A 22,747-nucleotide genomic window follows, 5' to 3' on the forward strand; every position below is an offset into this window, starting at 1 on the left:
GCATGGCACCAGAGAAGAATTCGGCTTCGAAGAAGCAGAGCTCGTCGATCAAGCACCGCGGGCCCGTTCAGCTTCGACGCAAGCGCAAGGACGAGAAGACCACGACCGATCAGCGCTTGCTCGACAAGCGCGGACCCACGGACTGGGTACACACCGATCCGTGGCGTGTGCTGCGTATCCAGAGCGAATTCATCGAAGGTTTCGGCGCACTCGCCGAGGTCCCGCGTGCGGTGACAGTGTTCGGTTCGGCACGCACCACGGTCGATCATCCCGAGTACCAATCCGGCCGTGAGCTGGGAACGGCGTTGGCCGAAGCCGGATACGCCGTCATCACCGGCGGTGGACCGGGAGTCATGGAAGCTGCCAACCGCGGTTGCAGCGAGGCGGGCGGATACTCGATCGGTCTCGGCATCGAGCTGCCGTTCGAGCAGGGACTCAACGAGTGGGTGGATCTCGGAATCAACTTCCGGTACTTCTTCGCACGCAAGACGATGTTCGTGAAGTACTCCCAGGCATTCATCTGCCTGCCCGGCGGCTTCGGAACACTCGACGAGCTGTTCGAGGCACTGACCCTGGTGCAGACCCACAAGGTCACGCGCTTCCCGATCGTCCTGTTCGGTACCGAGTACTGGTCCGGACTCGTCGACTGGATCCGCGGCACCCTCGAGCGCGACGGAAAGATTTCCGAAGGTGATGTGAACTTGCTTCACGTCACCGACAGTGTGGAAGAAGCAGTACGAATCGTCCTCAACGCCGACAAGGGCGTCGACGAGGCCGCAGATCTGGGGAAAGAAGAAGAATGGTGACCGATTCCGACAAGAAGTACTCGATCTGCGTCTACTGCGCGTCGGGTCCGGTGGACGAATCGTTCCTGGCGTTGGCGTCAGAAGTGGGAACCGCGATCGGTCGACGCGGATGGCAGTTGGTCTCGGGCGGTGGCAACGTCTCGATGATGGGCGCTGTCGCCGAGTCGGCCCGCGCGGCGGGCGCCTGGACCGTCGGCGTCATTCCGAAGGCCCTGGTGCACAAGGAAGTAGCCGACGTCGATGCCGACGAGCTGATCGTCACGGACACCATGCGCGAGCGCAAGAAGCTGATGGAAGATCACGCCGACGCGTTCATCACGCTGCCGGGCGGAATCGGGACGCTGGAAGAGCTGTTCGAGACGTGGACCGCCGGCTACCTCGGAATGCACGAGAAACCAGTGGTGATGCTCGATCCCGTCGGGCACTTCACCGGCCTGCTCGAGTGGTTGAACAAGCTCGACGGGACCGGCTTCGTCGGGCGTCAGGCTTTGGACACTCTGTTGGTGCGGACGGACGTCGAGGCTGCGCTCGACGCGTGCGTCAGATCCTGATCAGACGCCTGCGTGAAACCCTGACCTGGCGCATGGCGGGCTTTATTACCGTGCAGTAAGGTGGCCGCAGACTGGGCGGCCGAATGGGCGCCGGATACGTGTTAGGGGAGCCATGAGTTCGGAAGCCCGTTCGACCGTCGGCCTGCTGGATCTGGCGGCAAAACTGCCGTCGATGATCACCGAGGTGCCGATCCTGGCGCGGGGGGCCGCCGGGCTCACCCGCAAGCCTTCGGCCAAGGAATCGATCGGGTTGATCTTCCAGAAGGCCGCGCACGCGCACCCGTCGCGCCCGTTCATCCGGTTCGAGGGCCACGCGACCAGTTACGCGGAGGCCAACGAACTGGTGAACCGCTACGCCGACGTCCTCCGCGGACGAGGAGTCGACCGCGGAGACGTCGTCGGAGTGCTGGCAAAGAACACCCCCGAAGCCCTGCTGATCGCGTTGGCCGCCGTCAAACTCGGCGCGGCAGCGGGCATGCTGAACTACAACCAGCGCGACGACGTTCTGGCACACAGCCTTACGCTGCTCGACGCGCGCGTCCTGGTGGTCGCCGACGAGTGCGAAGAGGCCCTCGAATCCTTGCCGGCGGGGTTTACCGGACCGAAGCAGCTTCTCGTCAGTGAACTCGCGGATCTGGCGAAGACGGCTGATCCGGCCAACCCGGCGGTCACCGCCGAGGTGCTTGCGAAGGAGAAGGCGTTCTACATCTTCACCTCGGGTACCACGGGAATGCCCAAGGCCAGCTTGATGACTCACTTCCGTTGGCTGAAGTCGATGTCGGGGCTGGGGTTGATGGGTGTGCGCTTGCGCGGCTCGGACACTCTGTACTGCTGCCTGCCGCTCTACCACAACAACGCGTTGACGGTCTCGCTGTCCTCGGTGCTCGCGTCCGGTGCGACAATCGCGATCGGACGTCAGTTCTCCGCCTCGCGGTTCTGGGACGACATCGCACTCAACAAGGCGACCGCGTTCACCTACATCGGCGAACTCTGCCGCTATCTGCTCAACCAGCCGGTCAAGCCGACCGACAGCGACAATGCTGTTCGGCTGATGGTGGGTAACGGTCTGCGCCCGGAGATCTGGGCCGAATTCACCCAGCGCTTCGGCATTCCCCGCGTCGCCGAGTTCTACGGTGCGAGCGAATGCAACATCGCGTTCGTCAACGCACTCAACGTCGACAAGACGGCCGGCATCTGTCCGTTGCCGCACGCCGTCGTGGAGTTCGACGAGGACACCGGAAAAGCGTTGCGTGGAGCCGACGGTCGCCTTCGCAAGGTCTCCACGGGTCAGGTCGGGCTCCTGCTGTCCAAGGTCACGGACCGAGCGCCTTTCGACGGTTACACCGACGAAGCCGCGAGCAACAGCAAGCTGGTGCGCGGCGGATTCAAGGACGACGACACCTGGTTCGATACCGGAGACCTGGTGCGCAAGCAGGGATGGGGCCACGTCGCCTTCGTCGACCGTCTCGGCGACACCTTCCGTTGGAAGGGCGAGAACGTTGCCACCACGGAGGTCGAGGGCGCGCTGAGTTCGCACCCGGCCGTCGAGGAAGCAGTTGTCTACGGCGTCGAGATCCCGGGCACCGACGGCCGCGCGGGAATGGCGGCGGTCAAGCTGCGGGACGGGCAGAGCTTCGAGGGAAGCGAAGTTGCAGCTCACCTCTACGGCAAGCTTCCCAACTACGCGGTCCCGCTGTTCATCCGCATCGTCGACTCACTCGAACACACCAGCACTTTCAAGTCGCGCAAGGTGGAATTGCGCAACGAGGGTTACGACGTCGGCGCCGACACTCTGCACGTTCTCGAAGGCCGCGAGGGTGGTTACGTGGACTCGTACGACGAATACGTCGGAAAGGTCGCGGCAGGCTCGGTACCCAAGGGCTAGACCGAGTTCCGTCATGCCAGTATGAGTGGCATGTCTTCACTCTCCGGTTCTACCGCGCAGCCAGGTCCGGCGCCCACCCTGTGTGGGCGTCCGGTCGCGGTCGACCGTGCATTGGTGATGGCGATCGTCAACCGCACTCCCGATTCCTTCTACGACCAGGGCGCGACGTTCTCGGATTCGTCAGCGATGGCTGCCGTCGACAGGGCCGTCGACGAGGGCGCCGATCTGGTGGACATCGGGGGAGTGAAAGCCGGGCCAGGTGACCTCGTCGACGCCGACGAGGAGGTCAGGCGAGTCGTTCCGTTCGTCGCCGCGATCAGAGCCAAGTACCCCGAGCTGATCATCAGCGTCGACACCTGGCGGAGCGGCGTCGCGCGTTTGGCACGCGGCGAGGGCGCCGACCTGATCAACGACACGTGGGCGGGTGCGGATCCCGACCTCGTCCTGGTTGCCGCCGAGACTGGTGCCGGGATCGTCTGCTCGCACACGGGTGGCGCGGTTCCGCGCACCCGTCCGCACCGTGTCCGCTACGACGACGTCGTCGCAGATGTGGTCACCGAGGTCGTGTCGGCGGCAGAACGCGCCCTGGCACTCGGAGTGCCGCGTGACGCGATTCTGATCGATCCCACTCACGATTTCGGTAAGAACACCTTCCACGGGCTCGAGTTGTTGCGAAAAGTGGACGTTCTTGTAAACACCGGGTGGCCAGTGCTGATGGCGCTGAGCAATAAGGACTTCATCGGGGAGACTCTTGGTGTGGAGCTTTCCGAGAGGTTGGAGGGAACATTGGCAGCGACAGCAATGGCCGCGGCTGGCGGCGCCCGGGTGTTCCGTGTTCACGAGGTGGCGTCCACCCGTCGAGTAGTCGACATGGTGGCCGCGATCCAAGGACGCCGTGCCCCGGTACGTACGGTTCGAGGTCTGGCATGAGCATCACCGGTGCGGGCCCGACCCGCGTATGGGCAGAAGCCAACAGTTGGGACCATCCGAGTTGGACGGTCGCCGAACTCGAACGGGCGAAGGGTGGCCGAACCGTCTCGGTGGTGTTGCCCGCGCTCAACGAAGAGGACACCGTTGCTGCGGTGGTCGACACCATTCACCCGTTGCTCGGTGGTTTGGTCGACGAGTTGATCGTTCTCGATTCCGGTTCGACCGACCGTACCGCCGAGCGTGCTCGCGCGGCGGGGGCGACGGTGATCAGTCGTGAGAGCGCAGTCCCGTCCATCCCGCCGACCGCGGGCAAGGGTGAGGTGCTGTGGCGTTCGGTCGCCGCAACGACCGGCGATCTGATCGCATTCGTCGACTCCGATCTCATCAATCCCGATCCGGCGTTCGTGCCCAAACTGCTGGGGCCGCTGCTCACGGTGGACGGCATCCATCTGGTGAAGGGCTACTACCGCCGTCCGCTGCGCGTGAGCGGCACGGAGGACGCCAACGGCGGCGGACGAGTCACGGAATTGGTTGCGCGGCCCATGTTGGCTGCGCTGCGGCCCGAACTCACGTCGGTACTGCAACCATTGGGCGGTGAATACGCGGGCACCCGTGAGCTGCTGTCCGCTGTCCCGTTTGCGCCCGGCTACGGCGTCGAGATCGGCCTTCTGCTCGACACGTACGACACGTTGGGGCTGGCGGCGATCGGTCAGGTCAATCTCGGTGTGCGCAAGCATCGCAACCGGCCGCTCGCCGACCTCGGCGTGATGAGCCGGCAGATCATCGGAACGATGCTCCGGCGGTGCGGGATCGAGGATTCGGGTGCCGGGTTGACCCAATTCCTGGTCGACGGCGATTCTTTCGTGCCCGAGACCACTGAGGTTTCGCTACTCGATCGACCCCCGATGAATTCGATAGTGCGCACCGCGGGGGTCTGACCGCTCACACTCGGGTATGGGAGTATCGGTTCATGATGACGATCCTCCTGTACCTGATTGTCATGGCACTGGTCGGCGCGATGATCTTCCTCGCCGCCAGCGCTGTGTTCGGGCGCTCGGAAGAGCTGCCACCGCTGCCTCCTGGCACGACGGCGACCGTACTCCCGGCAGAGGACGTCACCGGGGCGGACGTCGACGCTCTTCGTTTTCAGCAGGTGTTGCGTGGATACAAGGCGAGTGAAGTGGATTGGGCCCTGCATCGCCTCGGGTTGGAAATCGATTCTCTGCGTGCGCAACTGGGCCGTGACGAGAAGTCCGAGGTTCTGGTGAAGGCGGATGCTCCGGCCAAGGCCGAAGCAACGCAGGAGGCGCCTGAGACCGAATCCGAAGCGAAGGATTCCCAGGGCTGATGGCAGACGGACTGGTTCGGTGCGGCTGGGTGGTCGAGACGCCCGGTGACTCGCTGTACCGCGACTATCACGACGAGGAGTGGGGGCGTCCGCTGCACGGGCGCGACGAACTGTTCGAACGGCTCGCCCTCGAAGCATTCCAATCGGGGCTTTCTTGGATCACGATTCTGCGCAAACGCGAGGCGTTCCGCGAAGCCTTCGACGGGTTCGATCCGGACAAGGTCGCAGCGTACGGAGTTGCGGATGTGGAGAGATTGCTCTCCGATGCCGCGATCGTCCGCAATCGCGCGAAGATCGAGGCGACGATTTCCAACGCCCGAGTGCTCGTGAATTCACCCGATCTGGACCTCGATTCGTTACTCTGGTCGTTCTCGCCGCCTCGACGCACCAGACGACTGACATCAATTGCAGAGGTTCCGGCGGTCACTCCCGAGTCGACTGCCATGGCTAAGGAACTCAAGCGACGCGGGTTCAAGTTTGTGGGTCCTACCACGGCTTATGCGCTCATGCAGGCTACCGGAATGGTCGACGATCACGTGGCTGATTGCTGGGTTCCGGCGCAGGTGTGACGGTCGACTGAACACCCCTAAATGTGACTCAGATTCCCGGTTCCTGCATCCATAGGGAACAATGGAGGGTACGAGCCTCGCTGATTGTTGGCGGGGCGCACCGTTAGTCGAGGCGCAGAGCAATGCAGCGCAGATCTGGAGGGAGCAGAGGATGGCGGCCATGAAGCCCCGGACCGGGGACGGTCCCCTCGAAGCAACCAAAGAGGGACGAGGAATCGTCATGCGGGTTCCACTCGAGGGTGGCGGACGCCTCGTCGTCGAGCTGACCCCGGATGAAGCTGCAGCGCTCGGTGTGGAACTCACGAACGTCACCAGCTAGTCGGGTCCAGGTTGTAGCAGTACGAACAACAGCACGTGATTGCACGCAGGCTCCGTATCCGTTTCGGTACGGGGCCTGAAGTGTGCGCACCGCCGGTAGCCGAAAGGACGGATCAATGCTTGCCGCCGTGGTCGATCTACTGTCCTGTCCGCAGTGCGCCGCAGAGCTGGAATTGGTGGACGGCGCCGCCGAGTGCGATCGCGGACATCGATTCGACGTGGCTCGCCAGGGTTACGTGAGCCTGATCAGTGGCGGTGCCACGAAGTTCACCGGCGACAGTGCCGAGATGATCGCCGCGCGTGCACGACTTCTCGGCGCCGGCCACTTCGGCCCGCTGATGGATGCCGTTTCCCGGGCCTGCGCGACGACGGCAGGGGCGGATCCTGCGCGGATCGTCGAAATCGGTGCAGGCACAGGACAATACCTCGCACACGTCGTGGATTCGCTGCCTGATTCTCGGGCAATAGCCTTGGACGTGTCCAAGTTCGCGGCACGGCGAGCGGCGAAGATCCACGAAAGGATCGGCTCGATCGTCGCGGACGTCTGGCAACCACTTCCAATTCGAGACGGAGCGCTCTCCCACGTGCTCTGTGTGTTCGCTCCACGCAACGGTCCGCAGTCCCATCGAGTTCTCGCCGATGACGGCGTTCTGGTGGTCCTGACGCCCACCGACAGGCATCTGCGCGAGCTGATCGACATTCTCGAGATGGTCAAGGTCGACGATCGCAAGGTGGAACGTCTCGAATCGTCGATGGCCGGCTTGTTCGAGCGCGTGAGCAGCGACGAGGTCGAGTTCACGATGTCACTCTCACACCAGGACGTCCTCGACTTGGTGGGGATGGGACCGTCGGCGAGGCACCTGACGCCCGCCGATCTGGCTGCCGCCGTGGCGAAGCTGCCGCAGCCGAGCACCGTCACCGCGTCGGCGACGGTCTCGACCTATCGCAAGATCTGACGCGGATCAGCGTCTCGTGACGGCGTCCGCGTAGACCTCGAGCGTCTGCTTGGCGATTTCGGCCCAGGAGAACTCGTCGATCGCACGGATTCTGCCCGCACGACCCATCGCGTCGGCGCCTTCTCGGTCGGCGACAACGGCATTGACGGTGGCAGCGAGTGATTCCTCGAATGCGTTCGGCTCGTAGGCGTTGTAGTGCACGAGTCGTCCGGTGACGCCGTCGGCGACCACCTCGGGGATACCGCCGACATCGGAAGCGACCACGGCGGTCTCACACGCCATGGCTTCGAGATTGACGATTCCGAGGGGCTCGTACACCGAAGGGCAGACGAATACCGTTGCTGCCGAGAGTATTTCCCTGATCTGCTCGGTCGGGAGCATCTCGCGCACCCAGTAGACATTGCCCCGATGTCTGGCGAGTTCGGCCACTGCCTTCTCCGTTTCGGCGGCGATCTCCGGCGTATCGGGAGCGCCGGCGCACAGCACGAGCTGAATCTCCGGGTCGAAGTGGTGTGCTGCCGCGACGAGGTGCCCGACGCCCTTCTGCCTCGTGATCCGTCCGACAAAGGCCACGATGGGTTTTGCGGGGTCGACGCCGATCGACGCGAGTGCGGACGGCGCTCCCGGCGCAGATCCCCCGGGATGCCATACCTCGGTGTCGATTCCGTTGCGCACTACGTGTACGCGACTCGGATCGACAGCGGGGTACGCGTCGAGGACGTCGAGTCGCATACCTGAGCTGACGGCGATGATCGCGTCTGCGTGCTCGACGGCGTTGCGTTCGGACCACGACGAGATCCGATAGCCGCCGCCTAGCTGTTCGGCCTTCCACGGGCGTCTGGGCTCGAGTGAGTGCGCGGTGAGGATGTGCGGCACGTCGTAGAGAGCCGACGCGAGATGCCCGGCCAGTCCGGTGTACCAGGTGTGGGAGTGGACGATGTCGACACCGGCCGCGGCGTCCGCCATCCGCAACTCGGTGGAGAGCGTCGTCAAGGCTGGGTTGGATCCGGCGAGAGCGGGGTCGGGAGAGTGGACGATCGCGCCTTCGCGCGGGGCGCCCATGCAGTGCACGTCGACCTCGCACAACCGCTTCATCTGAGGGACGAGCTCGGTTACGTGTACTCCTGCACCGCCGTAGATCTCCGGCGGGTATTCCTTGGTCATCATTGCGACTCGCACGCGCTAAACCTAACCGCCCGTGGTCGATCCGGCTACCGATCGCGTTATCCCCGACCGTTCGGAGGGGGACACGATCGGACCTCTCGGACTGCTTCGCTAGCGGGAGTTCACCAGTGCGGATAGGTTAGCGGTGTGAGAAGCCAGCCGCATGTGCTTGGAATCGTGCTCGCCGGGGGCGAGGGCAAACGCTTGTATCCGCTGACCGCGGACAGAGCGAAGCCCGCAGTGCCCTTCGGAGGTGCATATCGACTTATCGACTTCGTGTTGAGCAACCTTGTCAACGCGGGATATCTGCGTATTTGTGTGTTGACGCAATACAAGTCACATTCACTCGACCGTCACATTTCGCAGACGTGGCGATTGTCCGGGTTCGCGGGTGAGTACATCACTCCGGTCCCGGCCCAGCAGCGTCTCGGGCCGCGCTGGTACACCGGCAGTGCCGACGCAATCCTGCAGTCGCTCAATCTCGTTTACGACGAGGACCCCGAGTACATCGTGGTTTTCGGTGCCGACCACGTGTACCGGATGGATCCGGAACAGATGGTGCAGCACCACATCGAATCCGGGGCAGGCGTGACGGTCGCGGGTATTCGTGTACCGCGAAGTGAGGCTTTCGCTTTCGGCTGCATCGACAGTGACGAGTCCGGACGCATCACGCAGTTCCTGGAAAAGCCCGCCCATCCTCCCGGCACACCGGACGACCCAAATTCCACGTTCGCGTCCATGGGTAACTATGTGTTCACCACCAAGGTGCTCGTGGACGCCATCCGCGCTGATTCCGAGAACTCCGATTCCGACCACGACATGGGCGGAGACATCATTCCCGCCTTGGTCGCCGCGGGTGAGGCGTCGGTCTACGACTTCAAGGACAACGTCGTTCCCGGCGCCACCGATCGAGACCGCGGTTACTGGCGTGACGTCGGTACCCTCGACGCCTTCTACGACGCTCATATGGACCTCGTGTCGGTGCACCCGATCTTCAATCTCTACAACCGTCGCTGGCCCATCCGCGGCGCCACCGAGAATCTCGCGCCCGCCAAGTTCGTGAAGGGTGGACTCGCGCAGGAATCGGTGGTCGGTGCGGGGTCGATCCTGTCCGCGGCGACCGTGCGCAATTCGGTACTCAGTTCCAACGTGATGATCGAGGACGGTGCGACCGTCGAGGGCAGCGTGCTGATGCCGGGTGTGCGCATCGGCAAGGGCGCCGTCGTGCGGCGCGCGATCCTCGACAAGAACGTCGTGGTCGGTGACGGCGAAATCATCGGCGTCGATCTCGAACGTGACCGCGAACGATTTGCCGTCAGTCAGGGTGGCGTCGTCGCCATCGGTAAGGGCGTCTGGATCTAGAGCTTGCTCGCGCAGAGGAGGCCGTCGCCGAGGGGGAGGAGGACTCGAATGAGTCGCTCGTCCTCGGTCACGGCCTTTGCTGCTTCTCGGACCGCAACCGTTGTCGCGTCGCGAGCGGAGCTGTCGGCAACGCGGCCGTCGGCCAGGGCGTTGTGCAGAACGATGACACCGCCGGAGCGCAGCAGGCGGACACCTTCGCGGACGTAGTGGGGGTGGTCGATCGCGGCGCAGTCGACGAACACCAGGTCGTAGCCGCCGTCTGCGAGCCGGGGAAGTACGTCGAGAGCCCGTCCGTTGATCAGGCGAGTGCGTGCCGGAGCGATTCCGCTTTCGCGGAAGGTCAGCTTGGCCGCCCGCTGGTGTTCGGGTTCACTGTCGATCGTGGTCAGGACGCCGTCGTCGCGCATTCCGTGCAGAAGCCACAGGCTGCTCACGCCGGCTCCGGTACCCACCTCGACGGCCGTCTTCGCGTCGAGCATCCTCGCGAACATCGCGAGCGTCGCACCGACGGCGGGCGTCACCGGATGGGCTCCGAGATCCAGCGCTCGATCTCGCGCCGCGGTCAAAATCTCGTCCTCGGAAACTACGTCCTCGACGTGGCGGAGTATCTGTTCGGCGTGGGTCACGCTCATGAGGTTATCGGGCGGTTCGGATTGTCGCTGCAAGGCGCGCAGTCACCAGGATTCTCAGGAATCCCTCAGGCTCCTCATATGGCGTGCACACCGCGATGAGAAAAGGTGTATACATCGCCGGATCGAAGATCGCACGGCGGTATCGATTTTTACCAAGTTGGTCTTTCGCAGCTCGGTGATCGGGAACAAATCACAGCAACGGCTGGTTCTCCCGAATATCGCGCATTACGTGATTCGGACAACGCGGTGATCGAACTACGCGATCCCGAGCAGGAGGATCAACTTATTTACCAGGTCAACGACGAGCCTCGCCCTCGAGAGTCGGAAGTTTTGACGACGGAATCGGCTGTGGATTCCGAATTGATCGGCACTGCTGTGTTCGATGCAACTGGTGAGAAGTCCTCCATGCCGTCTTGGGGCGAACTCGTGCGTCAGCACGGTGACCGGGTGTACCGCCTGGCCTACCGGTTGTCAGGCGATGCCCAGGACGCCGAGGACTTGACGCAGGACACCTTCATTCGGGTGTTCCGCTCGCTCTCCGATTATCAGCCCGGAACTTTCGAGGGCTGGCTGCACCGCATCACCACAAACCTGTTCCTCGACATGGTTCGCCGACGCAACCGTATCCGTATGGAAGCGCTGCCCGAGGACTACGACCGCGTTCCCTCACCCGGTCCGGACCCCGAGCAGATCTACCACGACGCGCGCCTCGACGCAGGTCTGCAGGCCGCACTCGACTCACTCGCACCTGAATTTCGCGCCGCTGTTGTGCTCTGTGACATCGAAGGTCTGTCGTACGAGGAAATCGGTGCCACACTGGGAGTGAAGCTCGGAACGGTTCGTAGCCGTATCCATCGTGGGCGACAGGCGATTCGTGATCATCTGGCAGCGCAGCGCGCAGCCGAATCCGAACTCGTCGGTTTCTGACGGTCGGGTTCGAGCTACAGAGCGGGACGTGGTCAATCACCTGGAGGGACGAATGACGGAGGCGCGGGCACATCGCCAGTTCGGTTCGACCGAACATCTGGCCAGCGAGGCAATCGCTGCCTACGTCGACGGAGAACTCCGAATGCAGGCCTACTTGCGGGCCTCGCATCACATCTCGATCTGCGCCGAGTGCGCTGCGGCCGTCGATGCTCAGCAGCAGGCACGTGGTGCGCTGCGTCGAAGCGGCGAGATGACGATGCCGTTGTCCCTGGTGGGACTTCTCAGTCAGATTCCCTCGTGCAACAGTCCGACCACCGGACCCAATTCGGAAAACACCGACGGTTCCGTCGGCAATCAGCCCGCAGGCTTTTCCACCATCAGCAAGCGGTTGTCCCGTCGCTGGCGCAAATGACACCGCGCGCTGGCGCAAATGACGCCGCGCGCCAGCTTCCCGGCACGGATCAGTGATACTGGACAACGTGACTGACGGAAAGAGGGGGCACTCCGGAGTGAGCTCGGATTCTTCGGCAAGCGGTTCGGCGGATCGACCGGCAGATGCGCCGGTGCTCGACCCCCGGCCGGTGTACCGACCTCAGATCGATCCGGCCTCGCGCCAGGTGTTCGGTCGACCGAGTGGAGTCGAGGGCTCGTTCACTCCGATTGCCACGCGATCGACCCCGTCTTCCGACGTCGTGATCGGGAATCCGGACCCGGTTCTGGCCGAAGCGTTCGGTCGACCCGCAGACGCCACCGAGTCGATCGGTCGCGATCCCGAGGCGTCGGCGAACAACACACCCGACGAAGAACCCCCGCGTGATCCGTGGCGCGATCCTGAATCCGAGGTCTCGCTGGGCAAGCCTGCAGAGTCCGAGGCGCCGGTGCAGTTGCCTCCCGCCCAGAAGCTCGACGTGCGTGAGCTGTTGTTCGGTCGCAAGGTCGCCCCCTCAGCACTGGCCGCGCTTGCGGGCATGGCACTTGTCATCGCTCTTGTCGGTGGCTTGCTCGCCACTGTCATCACCGCCGATCGCAGTTCACTCACCAGCTCACGTGTCACGCTCGTTCAATCCGGCGGCGGTGAACAGCCGGAGTCGCAGGTGGCGAAGGTCGCCGACGCAGTGCTGCCTTCCGTGGTGTCGATTCAGGTCGCCGTCGGTGACCAGGGAAGTACCGGCTCCGGTGTGGTCATCTCGGGTGAGGGGTACATCGTCACCAACAACCACGTGATCTCCTCGGCAGTACCGCCCGCTCAGGACGCGAAGATCCAGGTGATCTTCTCCGACGGAACCAAGACCGATGCCCAGATCGTCGGACGTGACGTCAAGACAGACCTCGCGGTGCTCAAGGTGTCGGCCAACAATCTGACGGTCGCTCAGCTCGGAAAATCCGAGGATGTTCAGGTCGGCGACGACGTCGTCGCCGTCGGCTCACCGCTCGGATTGAGCAAGACTGTCACCCGCGGAATTGTCAGTGCGCTGAACCGGCCTCTGCGTTTGTCGGGTGAAGGCACCGACACCAACGCCGTCATCGACGCCGTCCAGACCGATGCGGCGATCAACCACGGCAACTCGGGTGGTGCACTCGTCGACGACGAAGCCCGCGTCATCGGTATCAACACGGCCATGCTCAGCGAGTCCGGTGGTTCGGTCGGGCTCGGCTTCGCGATTCCGATCGATACGGTCACCGAGGTGGCGCAGACCATCATTCGCGACGGCAAGGTTCATCACCCCGACATCGGCGTGAATGCCCGCACCGCGGTCAACGACGCGACCAGCGGTGCTGCGGTGGCCAACGTCCGCGACGGCAGCCCAGCTCAACGTGCGGGGATCGTCGAGGGTGACGTCATCGTCAAGGTCGGTGACCGACCGGTGACGAGTGCCGACGAACTGGTGGTTGCGGTCAACGCGACGACCGTCGATCAGCCGGTCAACGTCCAGTTGATCCGCGACGGACGGCAGGTCGACATTTCGGTCACGCCTGTGTCCGACTGATCGGACCCTGCGATCTTCCTGTGAGGTTGATCCGGACATGCGCGCACCGAGCGAGCACACAGTAGGCTGACCCTGTGTTTGGCAACATCGGTTGGGGCGAGTTCATGATCCTCCTCGTAGCGGCTCTGGTCATCTTGGGACCTGAGCGGCTTCCTGGTGCGGTCTCCTGGGTCACGAAGTCCCTGAGGCAGGTGCGCGAATATGCTTCGGGCGCTTCCAATCAGCTCAAGGAAGAACTGGGCACCGATTTCGAGGATCTGCGTAAACCACTCGCAGATCTGAACAAGCTGCGCGGAATGACGCCGCGCGCTGTGATCACCCAGCACCTTCTCGATGGCGACGACTCCATCTTCACGGGCAACTTCGACAAGAAGCCGCAGAGCGGAGTGCAGGAGCCGAAGACGCTGTCGAAGGACAAGCCACTCACCGCGGGCGAACGTCCTCCTGTGGACTTCGACGCAACCTAGTTTCGATATGCGAAAGGGCGCCTGTCACCGATCGGTGACAGGCGCCCTTTCGCATGCGGGGTTCTACAAGTTGCGAACCGTATTGATACCGAGCGACATTCCGGCCAGCCCGCGCTGACGGACGGCCAACTTGTCGGCGATGTCCTTGAGTGCGATGGCCGCGGGTGAATCGGGAGCGCTGAGGACGATCGGCGTCCCGGCGTCGCCTGCCTCGCGGACGGACGGGTCCAGCGGAATCTGTCCGAGAAGCGGAACCTTGGCGCCGACGGCCTTCGTGAGGCGATCGGAGACGGTCTGCCCGCCGCCTTCGCCGAAGACGTCCATGCGGGTGCCGTCGGGAAGTTCGAGCCACGACATGTTCTCGACGACGCCGGCGACGCGCTGGCGGGTCTGCAGGGCGATGGCGCCCGCTCGCTCGGCGACCTCGGCAGCGGCCTGCTGCGGTGTGGTGACGACCAGGATCTCGGCGCTCGGGATGAGCTGAGCCACCGAGATGGCGATGTCACCGGTGCCTGGCGGCAGATCGAGAAGCAGCACGTCCAGATCGCCCCAGAACACGTCGGCGAGGAACTGCTGGAGCGCGCGGTGAAGCATCGGTCCGCGCCAGACGACAGGAGTGTTGCCCTGGGTGAACTGCGCGATGGAGATCATCTTCACGTCGTGTGCAACCGGCGGCATGATCATGCGCTCGACCTGAGTGGGCTTGGCGTCGGTGCCGAGCATGCGGGGGATCGAGTGACCGTAGATATCCGCGTCGAGTACGCCGACAGACAGCCCGCGCGCGGCCATTGCTGCCGCGAGATTGACTGTCACACTGGACTTTCCGACGCCACCCTTGCCGGAGGCTACGGCGTAGACGCGGGTGAGTGAACCCGGCTGGGCGAACGGGATGACGGGTTCGGCGGAATCGCCGCGAAGCGACTTGCGGAGCTCGGTCCGCTGGGCGTCGTCCATGACGTCGAGTTCGACGCGGATCGCACCGACCCCGGCGACGTCGGCGACGGCCTTGGTGACGCGTTCGGTGATCTCGGTGCGCATCGGGCAACCGGCGGTCGTGAGATAGATGCCGATGTCGACGCTGTTGTCACTGGAGAGGGAGATCCCCTTGACCATCCCCAGCTCGGTGATGGGTTTGCGGATCTCTGGGTCCAGAACTCGCGCGAGCGCGGAGCGAACGTCGGACTCGGTCAGTACAGACATGACTCCATGGTAAGTCCAGGTAGGTCAGTGGATGCGCGGCAGGTCCGATGCGGCGGGCACGATGCCGGTGGAGTACCCGAGCGACCAGGCCAGAACGTTGGCAACGTAGGCGGCCGAGTTGTTGTAGCGGTGGATCGCGGAGGCAACCTGGGTGACGTCCTGCATGTTGAGTCCGCCGTCGCACAGGTACTTGCCGGTGGTCAGTGCGGAGTCGAAAAGGTTCTGGGGGTCGGCGATTCCGTCACCGTTGCCGTCGCCCGCGTACTGGTTCCAGGTGGACGGGATGAACTGCATCGGGCCGACTGCGCGATCGTAGACGGTGTCGCCGTCGAGGGCGCCGCCGTCGGTGTCCATGATGACGGCCTGGCCGGGAAGGCTGCCGTTGAGTGGCAGGCCGATCACGGGCTTGTAGAGGTTGCCGTTCGCGTCGGCGTCCTTGCCGTCGTTGGCGTGGCCGGATTCGACGCGGCCGATACCGGCCAGGAGTGTCCAGTGCATGTTGCAGTTGGGCTTCTCGACGGCGAGGATCCGCTCGGCGTTCTGGTATGCGGCGACGCTCACGCCCGGGATTCCGAGTGCTCCCTCGGCCATGGAGGCTGGGAGCGGGGGAGTCGCCTGCACTGGAGCCAACGGCGCGGGTTCCGGCGCGGGGGCGGGAGCAGGCTCGGCGATTGCTTCGACGGCGGGCAGAATCTGCGCTTGCGGTTCCTGCGTGGCTTGCGCGGCAGTGTCCACCGTTTCGGCGGAGCTGGTGTTGAAGAACGGAACCTTGGGAGCGGCGCCGGCCGTGTTGGCTGCGGTGACGAGTCCGATAGGGATGAGTCCGGTGAGCGCGATGACCGAATTTCGACGGATGTGCGAATCTGTCTTCTTGCTGTGCCGACCCACTGTGTATGCCTCCTGAACCTCCGCGAGGAGGTTTTCCGTTCAACTGACGGAGTCGAGGCTACCTGATTTGTTGCGTTTCCGTTATTCAACCGTGATCTAGAAGGGCAGTTTGGGGCATATGCACTGTTCTTTCGTGATTTTTTGGTTACAGAGCGGGCATGCCGGGAAGGCCCGGGAAGAACGGCGCGAATGCCGGAGCCGGGGCAGGTTCCGGTGCGGGGGCCGGTGCGGGTGACGGAGCGGGCTCAGGCGACGGGGCAGCCGGCGGCGAAGATTCCGCGGGCGCTGCGTCGGTGGTGGCGGGTGCCGTGGCGGCTACTGCCATTCCTGGGACCGTGCACGGCAGAAGGATGCCGTCCTGCAAGGCGTCGAGTGCTGCTGGATCCGGAAGGATCACGCACATGTCGTCGGGCCAGCGCCATCCCTCAGCCGTCAGAATCGGCCAGACGAGACCCCGTGAGGTGAGGACGGGGAGCGGGATGATCGGACCGGGAGCCGCGTTCCGGGCGGCGTTGGGTCCCGGAGTGGGGCTGGTCGGCGTTACTCCCGGCGGGATCAGTGCCTGGATCTCGGGTGAGAGCGCGGGCATGTCGGGCAGGCCTGGGAAGAGAGGGGGGGTGGTGGTCGGAGTCGTCGACGCAGATTCCTTGTCGCCTGCCGCCGGGTCGGTAGCTGCAGCAGCGGCGAGAACGGCCGAAGCGGCGGAGTCTGCCGAGGCGGCGGCGTTGATCGCCGAGCTGCCGGTGTTGATGCCGGTGGTGTACGGGAGCTGGCCGGAAGGAATGACACCGTTCTTGTATGCCGTCGACCACATGATCACGTTTGCCGCGTAGGCGGCCGAGTTGTTGTACCGCAGAACAGCTTTGGTCTCCTGGGCGACATCGCGCAGGTTGAGTCCGCCGCTGCAGAGGTACTTCGCTGCCGAGAGCGCCGCATCGAAGACGTTGTTGGGGTCCTTGATTCCGTCCCCGTTGCCGTCGCTGGCATAACCGGCCCAGGTGGCCGGAATGAACTGCATCGGCCCGACAGCGCGGTCGTGGGTCGGGTCTCCGTCGATCGCGCCCTTGTCGGTGTCCCGAATGACTTCGTTGCCTGCCAACCGTCCGTCGAGGACGGGGCCGAGGATCGGGGTGACCGTCGTACCCACCGACGTCGTCTTGCCGCCGTTGGCGTGACCGGATTCGATGCGTCCGATGCCGGCCAGGAGATGCCAAGGGATGCCGCAGCCCGGCGCCTCGGTCATCATCACCAGTTCGGCGGATCGGTACGCGTTCAGAACGATCTCGGGGATGCCCAGAGAAGTGAGGACGACGGCCGCAGCGTTGGGCGCTGCCGGAGCGCCGGCGACCGTATCGCTGGGTGGGGCCGATCGTTGCGTTCGGACGGTGCGGGGCGTCGGGAGGAAGTCGACAGAGTCCGGCTGCGCAACGGAGGCGGAGCCTGCGAGGGCAATGGGGACCTGCGACCCGCCGGATGGTGCGCTTCCGGCCGTGAGGGCTGCTGGACCTGTTACGACAAGCAGTCCCCCCACCAGTGTGGATGCTGCAATCATTCCGCGTACTCGCACGATTCCCCTTTGCTGGTGCTCCCGCCTCGGAGTACCCACCGTGATAATCCATCCTGCTGTGACTTACGTTACATATCGGTCACGGTGCGTGCAGCAAAACTCAGCGAACGCTCAGCTAGTTGTGACTTTGTTTCGCAGTATTCGAGTCACGGTGCTTCTTCTTCGGGGTCGGTTCGCCGTCGGCGGCAAGGATCGACTTGATCTCCTCGAGCTCCCGCCGCAGGTAGTCGCGGGTGGCGACCTCGCCGACGGCGATGCGCAGCGCTGCCAGTTCGCGAGCGAGGAATTCAGTGTCCGCTTTGGTTTGCTCGGCGCGTGAGCGGTCCTCCTCGAGCGAGACCCGGTCGCGATTCTCCTGACGATTCTGGGCCAGGAGGATCAGCGGCGCCGCGTAGGCGGCCTGGGTGGAGAAGGCGAGGTTGAGCAGGATGAACGGATACGGGTCCCACTGCAGAGCCACCGCGAACACGTTGATCAGGATCCAGACGATCACGATGATCGTCTGGATCGCGAGATAACGCCCGGTACCGAGGAAGCGGGCGATGCGTTCACTGACGCGTCCGACAGCTTCGACGTCGAAATCGAGATTGAACCGGCGGCTTCCGCGAGGCGTTTCCAGTCGTTGCCGTGCGGTCGTGCTCGACGCCCGTTCGCTCATCGGAGTAGTTCCTCGTCGTCGGAGTAATCCTCACGCCAGTCTTCCGGCAGGAGGTGATCGAGCACGTCGTCGACTGTCACGGCCCCGATCAGGTGGTTCTCGTCGTCCACGACCGGCCCGCACACCAAGTTGTAGGTCGCGAAGTATCGGGTGACCGACGCCAGCGAGTCGTCCGGCGCCAACCGGGGCATGTCGGTGTCGAGTATTCCGCCCACAAGGCTGGCGGGAGGCTCGCGGAGAAGCTTCTGCAAGTGGACGCAGCCGAGATACCGCCCGGTCGGAGTCGCCGTCGGCGGACGTACGACGAAGACCATGCTCGACAGCGCCGGGGTCACGTCGTAGTTGCGGGCGCGGGCAAGGGCCTCGGCGACGGTCGTCGAGGCCGTCAGTACCACCGGTTCGGGCGTCATCAGGCCACCGGCAGTGTCCGGAGAGTGCTCGAGCAGGCGTCGAACAGGTTCGGAATCCTGCGGGTCCATCAACTGCAACAGTGATTCGGCTTCGGTCTCGGGCAGCTCGCCCAACAGGTCGGCGGCGTCGTCGGGATCCATCGCTTCGAGTAGATCGGCGGCACGTTCGACTTCCAGGTGCATCAGCAGATCGGTCTGGTCGTCCGCCGGCAGTTCCTGCACGACGTCGGCGAGGCGTTCGTCGTCGAGTGCCACGGCCAGTTCGTGGCGGCGCTTCTCCGGCAGTTCCCGCATGGCGTTGGCCACATCGGCGGGTCGCATGCCTTCGTACTGCAGAAGGAGGTGAGCTACGCCCTGGCCGGGGAGCGAGAGATCGCTCTGGGTGAGGCCGGCGACGTGCTGCCAGTCGACGATGTGAATCGCCGCGCGTCGACCGAGGCGTCCGCGATGGCCGCGAACGGCGACCTTCGAGACGACCCAGTCTCGCGTTCGCGTCGATTCGATCCCGAGGTCGACGACTATCGTGTCGACGCCGTGAAGCTCCTCGAGTTCCGGGTCGTCCACGCGCACATGCGAATCGAGTACCTGCGCCAGCGCGAGTACTTCACCCGGCCGCTGGTTGAAGCGCCGCAAACTGACGTTGCCCGTGGTCAGGGTGACCGCACTCGGCTCGATGGCTGTCACGCGGAGCATCGGAACGAAAATGCGTTTGCGCGTGAACATTTCGATCACCAGACCGAGAACCCGCGGTTGCTGGCGTCCGATACGGACCGTGATGACGACGTCGCGCACACGACCGATCGATTCGCCGTCCGGGCCGAGCACAACCAGGCCGGCAAGCCTGGCTGCAAATACCTTGCCTGCTGCTGCCATGATTGCAAGGCTAATTCGTCCAGCGTCAAAATCTGCAACGGCGCCACCGAAAATCGAGAAGGGCAGTCCGCAATGACTTCACGCAACCGTTCCCGTCGATCGGTATTGGCAGTTCCCGGCAGCAGTCGGAAGATGATCGACAAGGCGAAGGGATTGCCCGCCGACGAGATCTTCCTCGACCTCGAAGACGCGGTGGCGCCGTTGGCGAAGCAGGCGGCACGAGAGTCGATCGGCGACGCGTTGGCCGAGGACGGGTGGGGCAAACAGGTCAAGGTCGTCCGGGTCAACGACTGGACGACCGAATGGACGTATGCCGACGTCGTGGAGGTGGTCGGCCGCGCCGGAGCGCATCTGGACGCCATTCTGCTGCCCAAGGTTCCCGACGCGAGTCACGTCCAGGCACTCGATTTGTTGTTGACGCAGGTCGAGAAGGCCAACGGTCTCGAGGTCGGCAAGATCGGAATCGAGCCGCAGATCGAGAACGCGATCGGCTTGACCAACATCGACGCGATCGCCACCGCGAGTCCCCGCGTCGAGGCACTCGTGTTCGGCCCGGCCGACTTCATGGCGAGCTTGAACATGCGAACTCTGGTCGTCGGTGAGCAACCGGACGGCTACGACCGCGGTGACGCGTATCACCACATCTTGATGACCATCTTGATGGCCGCACGTGCACACGGCGTCCAGGCGATCGACGGTCCGTACCTCCAGATTCGCGACGTCGAGGCTTTCACTCGGTCGGCGGCGCGGACGGCAGCGCTCGGCTTCGACGGCAAGTGGGTTCTGCATCCCACGCAGATCGAGGCGGCCAACGAGGTGTTCAGTCCGCGCCAATCCGATTACGACCGTGCAGAACTCATCTTGGACGCGTACGCGTTCCACACCTCAGCCGCCGGAGGAGGGCGGGGCGCCGTCATGCTCGGCGACGAGATGATCGACGAGGCGAGTCGCAAGATGGCACTGGTGATTTCGGCCAAGGGCCGCGCCGCGGGGATGACGCGCACGTCGGAATTCACGCCGCCCGAACACGCCTGACGCTCGCATAGCCGAACGAATCAGGTCTGTAAAGGGCACAATAGGGGTAGATGTACTTGCGTCATCCGCGTGGATGACGTGCCCGAAAAGAGGAGCGCTGCCAGCCATGTCCAATCCGCTCGGTCAATCGTCGAATGGGTCGCGCCGTGGAGCGTTGCCGACACCGCCTTCGGGATGGCCCATCGGGTCGTATCCCACCTACGCCGAGGCGCAGCGCGCAGTCGATTATCTCTCCGATCAAGAATTCCCGGTTCAGGACGTCACGATCGTCGGCGTGAACCTGATGCAGGTCGAGCGCGTTCTCGGCCGGTTGACGTGGGCCAAGGTGATCGGTGGTGGCATCGTCTCCGGTGCCTGGCTCGGTGTCTTCTTCGGCCTGGTGCTCGGAATCGTCACCGGCGGGTTCCTCGCTCCGCTGATCGCGGGCATCGTGGGCGGCATCATCTTCGGTGTCATCTCCACGACCATCCCGTACGCCGCGACGCGTGGGCAGCGGGACTTCGCCTCGACGATGCAGTTGGTCGCCGGACGTTACGACGTACTGTGTGAGCCCAAGACGGCGGAGTCGGCGCGCGACCTGCTCGCCAAGCTCGCCATCTGACATTCTCGCTCGGGCTGCCAACTTGTGTGATCTCGGTTACTTTATGTACACGCGGGCGAGGCAGTACTCCTTCCCGTGACCGTTTGCCGGACAAGGAAATAGGTCCCTTCTCCGGCAAAAGTGCCGATGTGTGGTGCGTCGGCCAGCCGAATCGACTGCGCCGTCTCGCCGCCCGAGGAGGACGGCTGTGCAGAACAAGAGATTGCAGGCGGGGCAGAAGAAGAAATTGAGGGTGGGGCTGCTCGGCGCGGCGACATTGTTGTTGGCGCCCTTGCTCAGTGCGTGTGGATCAGACAAGGACGACGGCGTGGTGCTGTCCTTCTACACCGCCGCCGACGGCGCCGAGCAGTATGCGGAGGCCGCCGCCAATTGCTCGGCGGCGTCGAACGGCGCGTACCGGGTCGAGCAGAAAACTCTGCCCAAGGGTGCCGACGACCAGCGACTTCAGTTGGCCCGGCGTCTGACCGGCAATGACAAGTCACTCGATCTGATGACGCTCGACGTGGTGTGGACTGCCGAATTCGCCGAAGCCGGATGGGCATTGCCGCTTCCTGACGACGTGGCGGCCGAGGTCAGCAACGGGACGCTCGAGGGTCCGCTGGAGTCGGCGAAGTGGCAGGACCAGCTCTATGCGGCGCCATTGAACACCAACACCCAATTGCTCTGGTATCGAAAGGATTTGATGCCGGACGGGCAACCACCCCAAACCTGGGATCAGATGATCGACATCTCCGAAGGCCTGGCCGCGGAGGGGCGCCCCAGCTGGATCGGTGTGCAGGGCAAGCAGTACGAAGGATTGATGGTCTGGTTCAACACCCTTCTCGCCAGTGCCGGCGGATCGGTGGTGGGGCCCGACGGAACAACCGTGACGGTGGCCGACGGTGATGCTGCCCAGCAGGCGCTGACCGTCATGAAGCGCGTCGCTACCGCGAAGGGTGCGGATCCCTCGATCTCGCAGGGGGATGAAGCGTCGTCGCGACTGGGTATGGAGAGCGGCAAATCTGCCTTCCAGGTCAACTGGCCGTTCGTGCTGCCCGGCATCATGGAGAACGCCGAGAAGGGCGATCTGCCGTACATCGACGACAAGGGCAACGTCACCAGTGAGAACACCGGAAACACGGTGCTCACGGTGAACGGAGAACGGAATTTCCTTGCCGCTCCGTATCCCTCGGTGATCGAGGGTAAGCCGGCCGAGGTCACGATCGGCGGCTTCAACGTAGCGGTGGCCAAGACCAGCCAGCATCCGGACCTCGCGTTCGAGGCGCTCACCTGTCTGCGTAACGAGGAGAATCAGCGCAACAACGCGGTAGCCGGTGGCGTTCCGCCGACTCTCGAGAGCCTGTACGACGACCCGGCGTTCCAGGAGGCGTACCCGGCGTGGCGTGAGGTTCGCGACAGCCTGGACACCGCTTCGGTTCGTCCGGTTTCTCCTGCCTATCAGAGTATTTCGACGCTCATCACTGCCACGCTGAACCCTGTGGGAAACATCGATCCGGAATCGACCGTGAACGATCTTGCCGAGCAGGTACGTAAGGCAGTCAATTCCGAGGGGCTGATTCCGTGACGATCGACAGCGAAAATTCGGGAGCTGCACCAACAGTCGCGACGCCCT

The 22,747-nt window shown here is 64.0% G+C and carries 24 protein-coding genes; 17 read left to right on the plus strand and 7 right to left on the minus strand.

The genetic code is table 11. From position 1 onward, the window contains the following. Nucleotides 1–2: 2 nt before the first annotated feature. From EEB12_RS24670 to EEB12_RS24710, 9 genes are all read left to right on the plus strand, one after another. Nucleotides 3–806: a TIGR00730 family Rossman fold protein gene (locus tag EEB12_RS24670; RefSeq protein ID WP_003945176.1), complete on the plus strand. Its 804-nt coding sequence runs from the start codon at nt 3–5 to the stop codon at nt 804–806. Further along, nucleotides 800–1,357, plus strand: coding sequence for a TIGR00730 family Rossman fold protein (locus tag EEB12_RS24675; RefSeq protein ID WP_019749366.1), 558 nt, complete (start codon nt 800–802; stop codon nt 1,355–1,357). Before EEB12_RS24670 ends, EEB12_RS24675 begins: the two co-directional genes overlap by 7 nt. 112 nt (nt 1,358–1,469) lie before the next feature. Continuing rightward, the gene (locus EEB12_RS24680) at nt 1,470–3,242 is read left to right on the plus strand and encodes a long-chain-acyl-CoA synthetase (RefSeq protein WP_141488655.1); all 1,773 of its coding nucleotides are present in this window, start codon (nt 1,470–1,472) and stop codon (nt 3,240–3,242) included. Between the two features lie 30 nt (nt 3,243–3,272). Then, the gene (gene folP / locus EEB12_RS24685; protein WP_037119658.1) at nt 3,273–4,172 is read left to right on the plus strand and encodes a dihydropteroate synthase; all 900 of its coding nucleotides are present in this window, start codon (nt 3,273–3,275) and stop codon (nt 4,170–4,172) included. Continuing rightward, the gene (locus EEB12_RS24690; protein WP_019749363.1) at nt 4,169–5,110 is read left to right on the plus strand and encodes a glucosyl-3-phosphoglycerate synthase; all 942 of its coding nucleotides are present in this window, start codon (nt 4,169–4,171) and stop codon (nt 5,108–5,110) included. The genes folP and EEB12_RS24690 overlap by 4 nt, the downstream gene beginning before the upstream one ends. 32 nt (nt 5,111–5,142) lie before the next feature. Then, nucleotides 5,143–5,520, plus strand: a complete 378-nt coding sequence (locus EEB12_RS24695) for a DivIVA domain-containing protein (RefSeq protein WP_019749362.1) — start codon at nt 5,143–5,145, stop codon at nt 5,518–5,520. Then, nucleotides 5,520–6,089 carry a DNA-3-methyladenine glycosylase I gene (locus tag EEB12_RS24700; protein WP_019749361.1) on the plus strand — a complete coding sequence of 190 codons (570 nt, stop codon included), beginning with the start codon at nt 5,520–5,522 and terminating at the stop codon, nt 6,087–6,089. The genes EEB12_RS24695 and EEB12_RS24700 overlap by 1 nt, the downstream gene beginning before the upstream one ends. 151 nt (nt 6,090–6,240) lie before the next feature. Further along, nucleotides 6,241–6,408, plus strand: coding sequence for a DUF3117 domain-containing protein (locus EEB12_RS24705; RefSeq protein WP_003945169.1), 168 nt, complete (start codon nt 6,241–6,243; stop codon nt 6,406–6,408). Nucleotides 6,409–6,523: 115 nt separating this feature from the next. After that, nucleotides 6,524–7,363, plus strand: coding sequence for a putative RNA methyltransferase (locus EEB12_RS24710; RefSeq protein WP_070386684.1), 840 nt, complete (start codon nt 6,524–6,526; stop codon nt 7,361–7,363). 6 nt (nt 7,364–7,369) lie between these two features. On the opposite strand, the gene glgA is transcribed toward EEB12_RS24710, so the two are convergent. Then, the gene (glgA, locus tag EEB12_RS24715) at nt 7,370–8,542 is read right to left on the minus strand and encodes a glycogen synthase (protein WP_141488656.1); all 1,173 of its coding nucleotides are present in this window, start codon (nt 8,540–8,542) and stop codon (nt 7,370–7,372) included. Nucleotides 8,543–8,674: 132 nt separating this feature from the next. Here glgA and glgC point away from each other — a divergent pair, with 132 nt between their 5' ends. Then, nucleotides 8,675–9,889 (plus strand): glucose-1-phosphate adenylyltransferase, encoded by a 1,215-nt coding sequence (glgC, locus tag EEB12_RS24720; RefSeq protein ID WP_003945185.1) that lies wholly within the window; start codon nt 8,675–8,677, stop codon nt 9,887–9,889. Here the strand turns inward: glgC and EEB12_RS24725 are convergent. Then, nucleotides 9,886–10,521, minus strand: coding sequence for an O-methyltransferase (locus EEB12_RS24725; protein ID WP_007736091.1), 636 nt, complete (start codon nt 10,519–10,521; stop codon nt 9,886–9,888). The two genes, glgC and EEB12_RS24725, sit on opposite strands and share 4 nt — an antisense overlap. Nucleotides 10,522–10,851: 330 nt before the next feature. On the opposite strand from EEB12_RS24725, the gene sigE reads away from it, so the two are divergent. The 4 genes from sigE to tatB all read left to right on the plus strand — a co-directional run bounded on the left by sigE (nt 10,852) and on the right by tatB (nt 13,903). After that, nucleotides 10,852–11,448 (plus strand): RNA polymerase sigma factor SigE, encoded by a 597-nt coding sequence (gene sigE, locus EEB12_RS24730; protein ID WP_141488730.1) that lies wholly within the window; start codon nt 10,852–10,854, stop codon nt 11,446–11,448. A 52-nt stretch (nt 11,449–11,500) separates the two neighbouring features. Beyond that, on the plus strand, nt 11,501–11,860 hold the full coding sequence (locus EEB12_RS24735) for a hypothetical protein (protein WP_042952454.1): 360 nt from the start codon (nt 11,501–11,503) through the stop codon (nt 11,858–11,860). 97 nt (nt 11,861–11,957) lie between these two features. After that, nucleotides 11,958–13,436 (plus strand): S1C family serine protease, encoded by a 1,479-nt coding sequence (locus EEB12_RS24740; RefSeq protein ID WP_042952447.1) that lies wholly within the window; start codon nt 11,958–11,960, stop codon nt 13,434–13,436. Between the two features lie 74 nt (nt 13,437–13,510). Beyond that, nucleotides 13,511–13,903: a Sec-independent protein translocase protein TatB gene (gene tatB / locus EEB12_RS24745; protein WP_003945177.1), complete on the plus strand. Its 393-nt coding sequence runs from the start codon at nt 13,511–13,513 to the stop codon at nt 13,901–13,903. 63 nt (nt 13,904–13,966) lie between these two features. Here the strand turns inward: tatB and EEB12_RS24750 are convergent, their stop codons facing one another. From EEB12_RS24750 to EEB12_RS24770, 5 genes are all read right to left on the minus strand, one after another. After that, the gene (locus EEB12_RS24750) at nt 13,967–15,103 is read right to left on the minus strand and encodes an Mrp/NBP35 family ATP-binding protein (RefSeq protein WP_003945178.1); all 1,137 of its coding nucleotides are present in this window, start codon (nt 15,101–15,103) and stop codon (nt 13,967–13,969) included. A gap of 24 nt (nt 15,104–15,127) precedes the next feature. Beyond that, nucleotides 15,128–15,991, minus strand: coding sequence for a lytic transglycosylase domain-containing protein (locus tag EEB12_RS24755; RefSeq protein ID WP_046378901.1), 864 nt, complete (start codon nt 15,989–15,991; stop codon nt 15,128–15,130). A gap of 145 nt (nt 15,992–16,136) precedes the next feature. After that, the gene (locus EEB12_RS24760) at nt 16,137–17,543 is read right to left on the minus strand and encodes a lytic transglycosylase domain-containing protein (protein WP_020970202.1); all 1,407 of its coding nucleotides are present in this window, start codon (nt 17,541–17,543) and stop codon (nt 16,137–16,139) included. Between the two features lie 130 nt (nt 17,544–17,673). Next, the gene (locus EEB12_RS24765) at nt 17,674–18,216 is read right to left on the minus strand and encodes a DUF1003 domain-containing protein (protein ID WP_003945067.1); all 543 of its coding nucleotides are present in this window, start codon (nt 18,214–18,216) and stop codon (nt 17,674–17,676) included. After that, nucleotides 18,213–19,499 (minus strand): magnesium transporter MgtE N-terminal domain-containing protein, encoded by a 1,287-nt coding sequence (locus tag EEB12_RS24770; RefSeq protein WP_019749352.1) that lies wholly within the window; start codon nt 19,497–19,499, stop codon nt 18,213–18,215. Before EEB12_RS24770 ends, EEB12_RS24765 begins: the two co-directional genes overlap by 4 nt. Before the next feature lie 72 nt (nt 19,500–19,571). On the opposite strand from EEB12_RS24770, the gene EEB12_RS24775 reads away from it, so the two are divergent. From EEB12_RS24775 to EEB12_RS24785, 3 genes are all read left to right on the plus strand, one after another. Then, the gene (locus EEB12_RS24775; protein ID WP_020908461.1) at nt 19,572–20,534 is read left to right on the plus strand and encodes an HpcH/HpaI aldolase/citrate lyase family protein; all 963 of its coding nucleotides are present in this window, start codon (nt 19,572–19,574) and stop codon (nt 20,532–20,534) included. Between the two features lie 106 nt (nt 20,535–20,640). Then, on the plus strand, nt 20,641–21,135 hold the full coding sequence (locus tag EEB12_RS24780; protein ID WP_003945065.1) for a general stress protein: 495 nt from the start codon (nt 20,641–20,643) through the stop codon (nt 21,133–21,135). 226 nt (nt 21,136–21,361) lie between these two features. Further along, nucleotides 21,362–22,699, plus strand: coding sequence for an ABC transporter substrate-binding protein (locus EEB12_RS24785; RefSeq protein WP_141488731.1), 1,338 nt, complete (start codon nt 21,362–21,364; stop codon nt 22,697–22,699). The last annotated feature ends 48 nt before the right edge of the window (nt 22,700–22,747 follow it).

Origin of the sequence: Rhodococcus sp. WS1, assembly GCF_003797745.1 — a bacterium.
In the GTDB taxonomy this organism is placed as follows: Bacteria; Actinomycetota; Actinomycetes; order Mycobacteriales; family Mycobacteriaceae; genus Rhodococcus_F; species Rhodococcus_F erythropolis.

What these genes read in the sequence shown, in the direction of transcription:
- EEB12_RS24770 (WP_019749352.1), bottom strand. Translation starts at nt 19,499, where the DNA reads ATGGCAGCAGCAGGCAAGGTATTTGCAGCCAGGCTTGCCGGCCTGGTT.
- EEB12_RS24670 (WP_003945176.1), top strand. Translation starts at nt 3, where the DNA reads ATGGCACCAGAGAAGAATTCGGCTTCGAAGAAGCAGAGCTCGTCGATC.
- EEB12_RS24705 (WP_003945169.1), top strand. Translation starts at nt 6,241, where the DNA reads ATGGCGGCCATGAAGCCCCGGACCGGGGACGGTCCCCTCGAAGCAACC.
- folP (WP_037119658.1), top strand. Translation starts at nt 3,273, where the DNA reads ATGTCTTCACTCTCCGGTTCTACCGCGCAGCCAGGTCCGGCGCCCACC.
- EEB12_RS24780 (WP_003945065.1), top strand. Translation starts at nt 20,641, where the DNA reads ATGTCCAATCCGCTCGGTCAATCGTCGAATGGGTCGCGCCGTGGAGCG.
- EEB12_RS24735 (WP_042952454.1), top strand. Translation starts at nt 11,501, where the DNA reads ATGACGGAGGCGCGGGCACATCGCCAGTTCGGTTCGACCGAACATCTG.
- EEB12_RS24750 (WP_003945178.1), bottom strand. Translation starts at nt 15,103, where the DNA reads ATGTCTGTACTGACCGAGTCCGACGTTCGCTCCGCGCTCGCGCGAGTT.
- EEB12_RS24680 (WP_141488655.1), top strand. Translation starts at nt 1,470, where the DNA reads ATGAGTTCGGAAGCCCGTTCGACCGTCGGCCTGCTGGATCTGGCGGCA.
- EEB12_RS24700 (WP_019749361.1), top strand. Translation starts at nt 5,520, where the DNA reads ATGGCAGACGGACTGGTTCGGTGCGGCTGGGTGGTCGAGACGCCCGGT.
- EEB12_RS24690 (WP_019749363.1), top strand. Translation starts at nt 4,169, where the DNA reads ATGAGCATCACCGGTGCGGGCCCGACCCGCGTATGGGCAGAAGCCAAC.
- EEB12_RS24760 (WP_020970202.1), bottom strand. Translation starts at nt 17,543, where the DNA reads ATGATTGCAGCATCCACACTGGTGGGGGGACTGCTTGTCGTAACAGGT.
- EEB12_RS24695 (WP_019749362.1), top strand. Translation starts at nt 5,143, where the DNA reads ATGATGACGATCCTCCTGTACCTGATTGTCATGGCACTGGTCGGCGCG.
- EEB12_RS24765 (WP_003945067.1), bottom strand. Translation starts at nt 18,216, where the DNA reads ATGAGCGAACGGGCGTCGAGCACGACCGCACGGCAACGACTGGAAACG.
- EEB12_RS24775 (WP_020908461.1), top strand. Translation starts at nt 19,572, where the DNA reads ATGACTTCACGCAACCGTTCCCGTCGATCGGTATTGGCAGTTCCCGGC.
- EEB12_RS24710 (WP_070386684.1), top strand. Translation starts at nt 6,524, where the DNA reads ATGCTTGCCGCCGTGGTCGATCTACTGTCCTGTCCGCAGTGCGCCGCA.
- EEB12_RS24675 (WP_019749366.1), top strand. Translation starts at nt 800, where the DNA reads ATGGTGACCGATTCCGACAAGAAGTACTCGATCTGCGTCTACTGCGCG.
- EEB12_RS24725 (WP_007736091.1), bottom strand. Translation starts at nt 10,521, where the DNA reads ATGAGCGTGACCCACGCCGAACAGATACTCCGCCACGTCGAGGACGTA.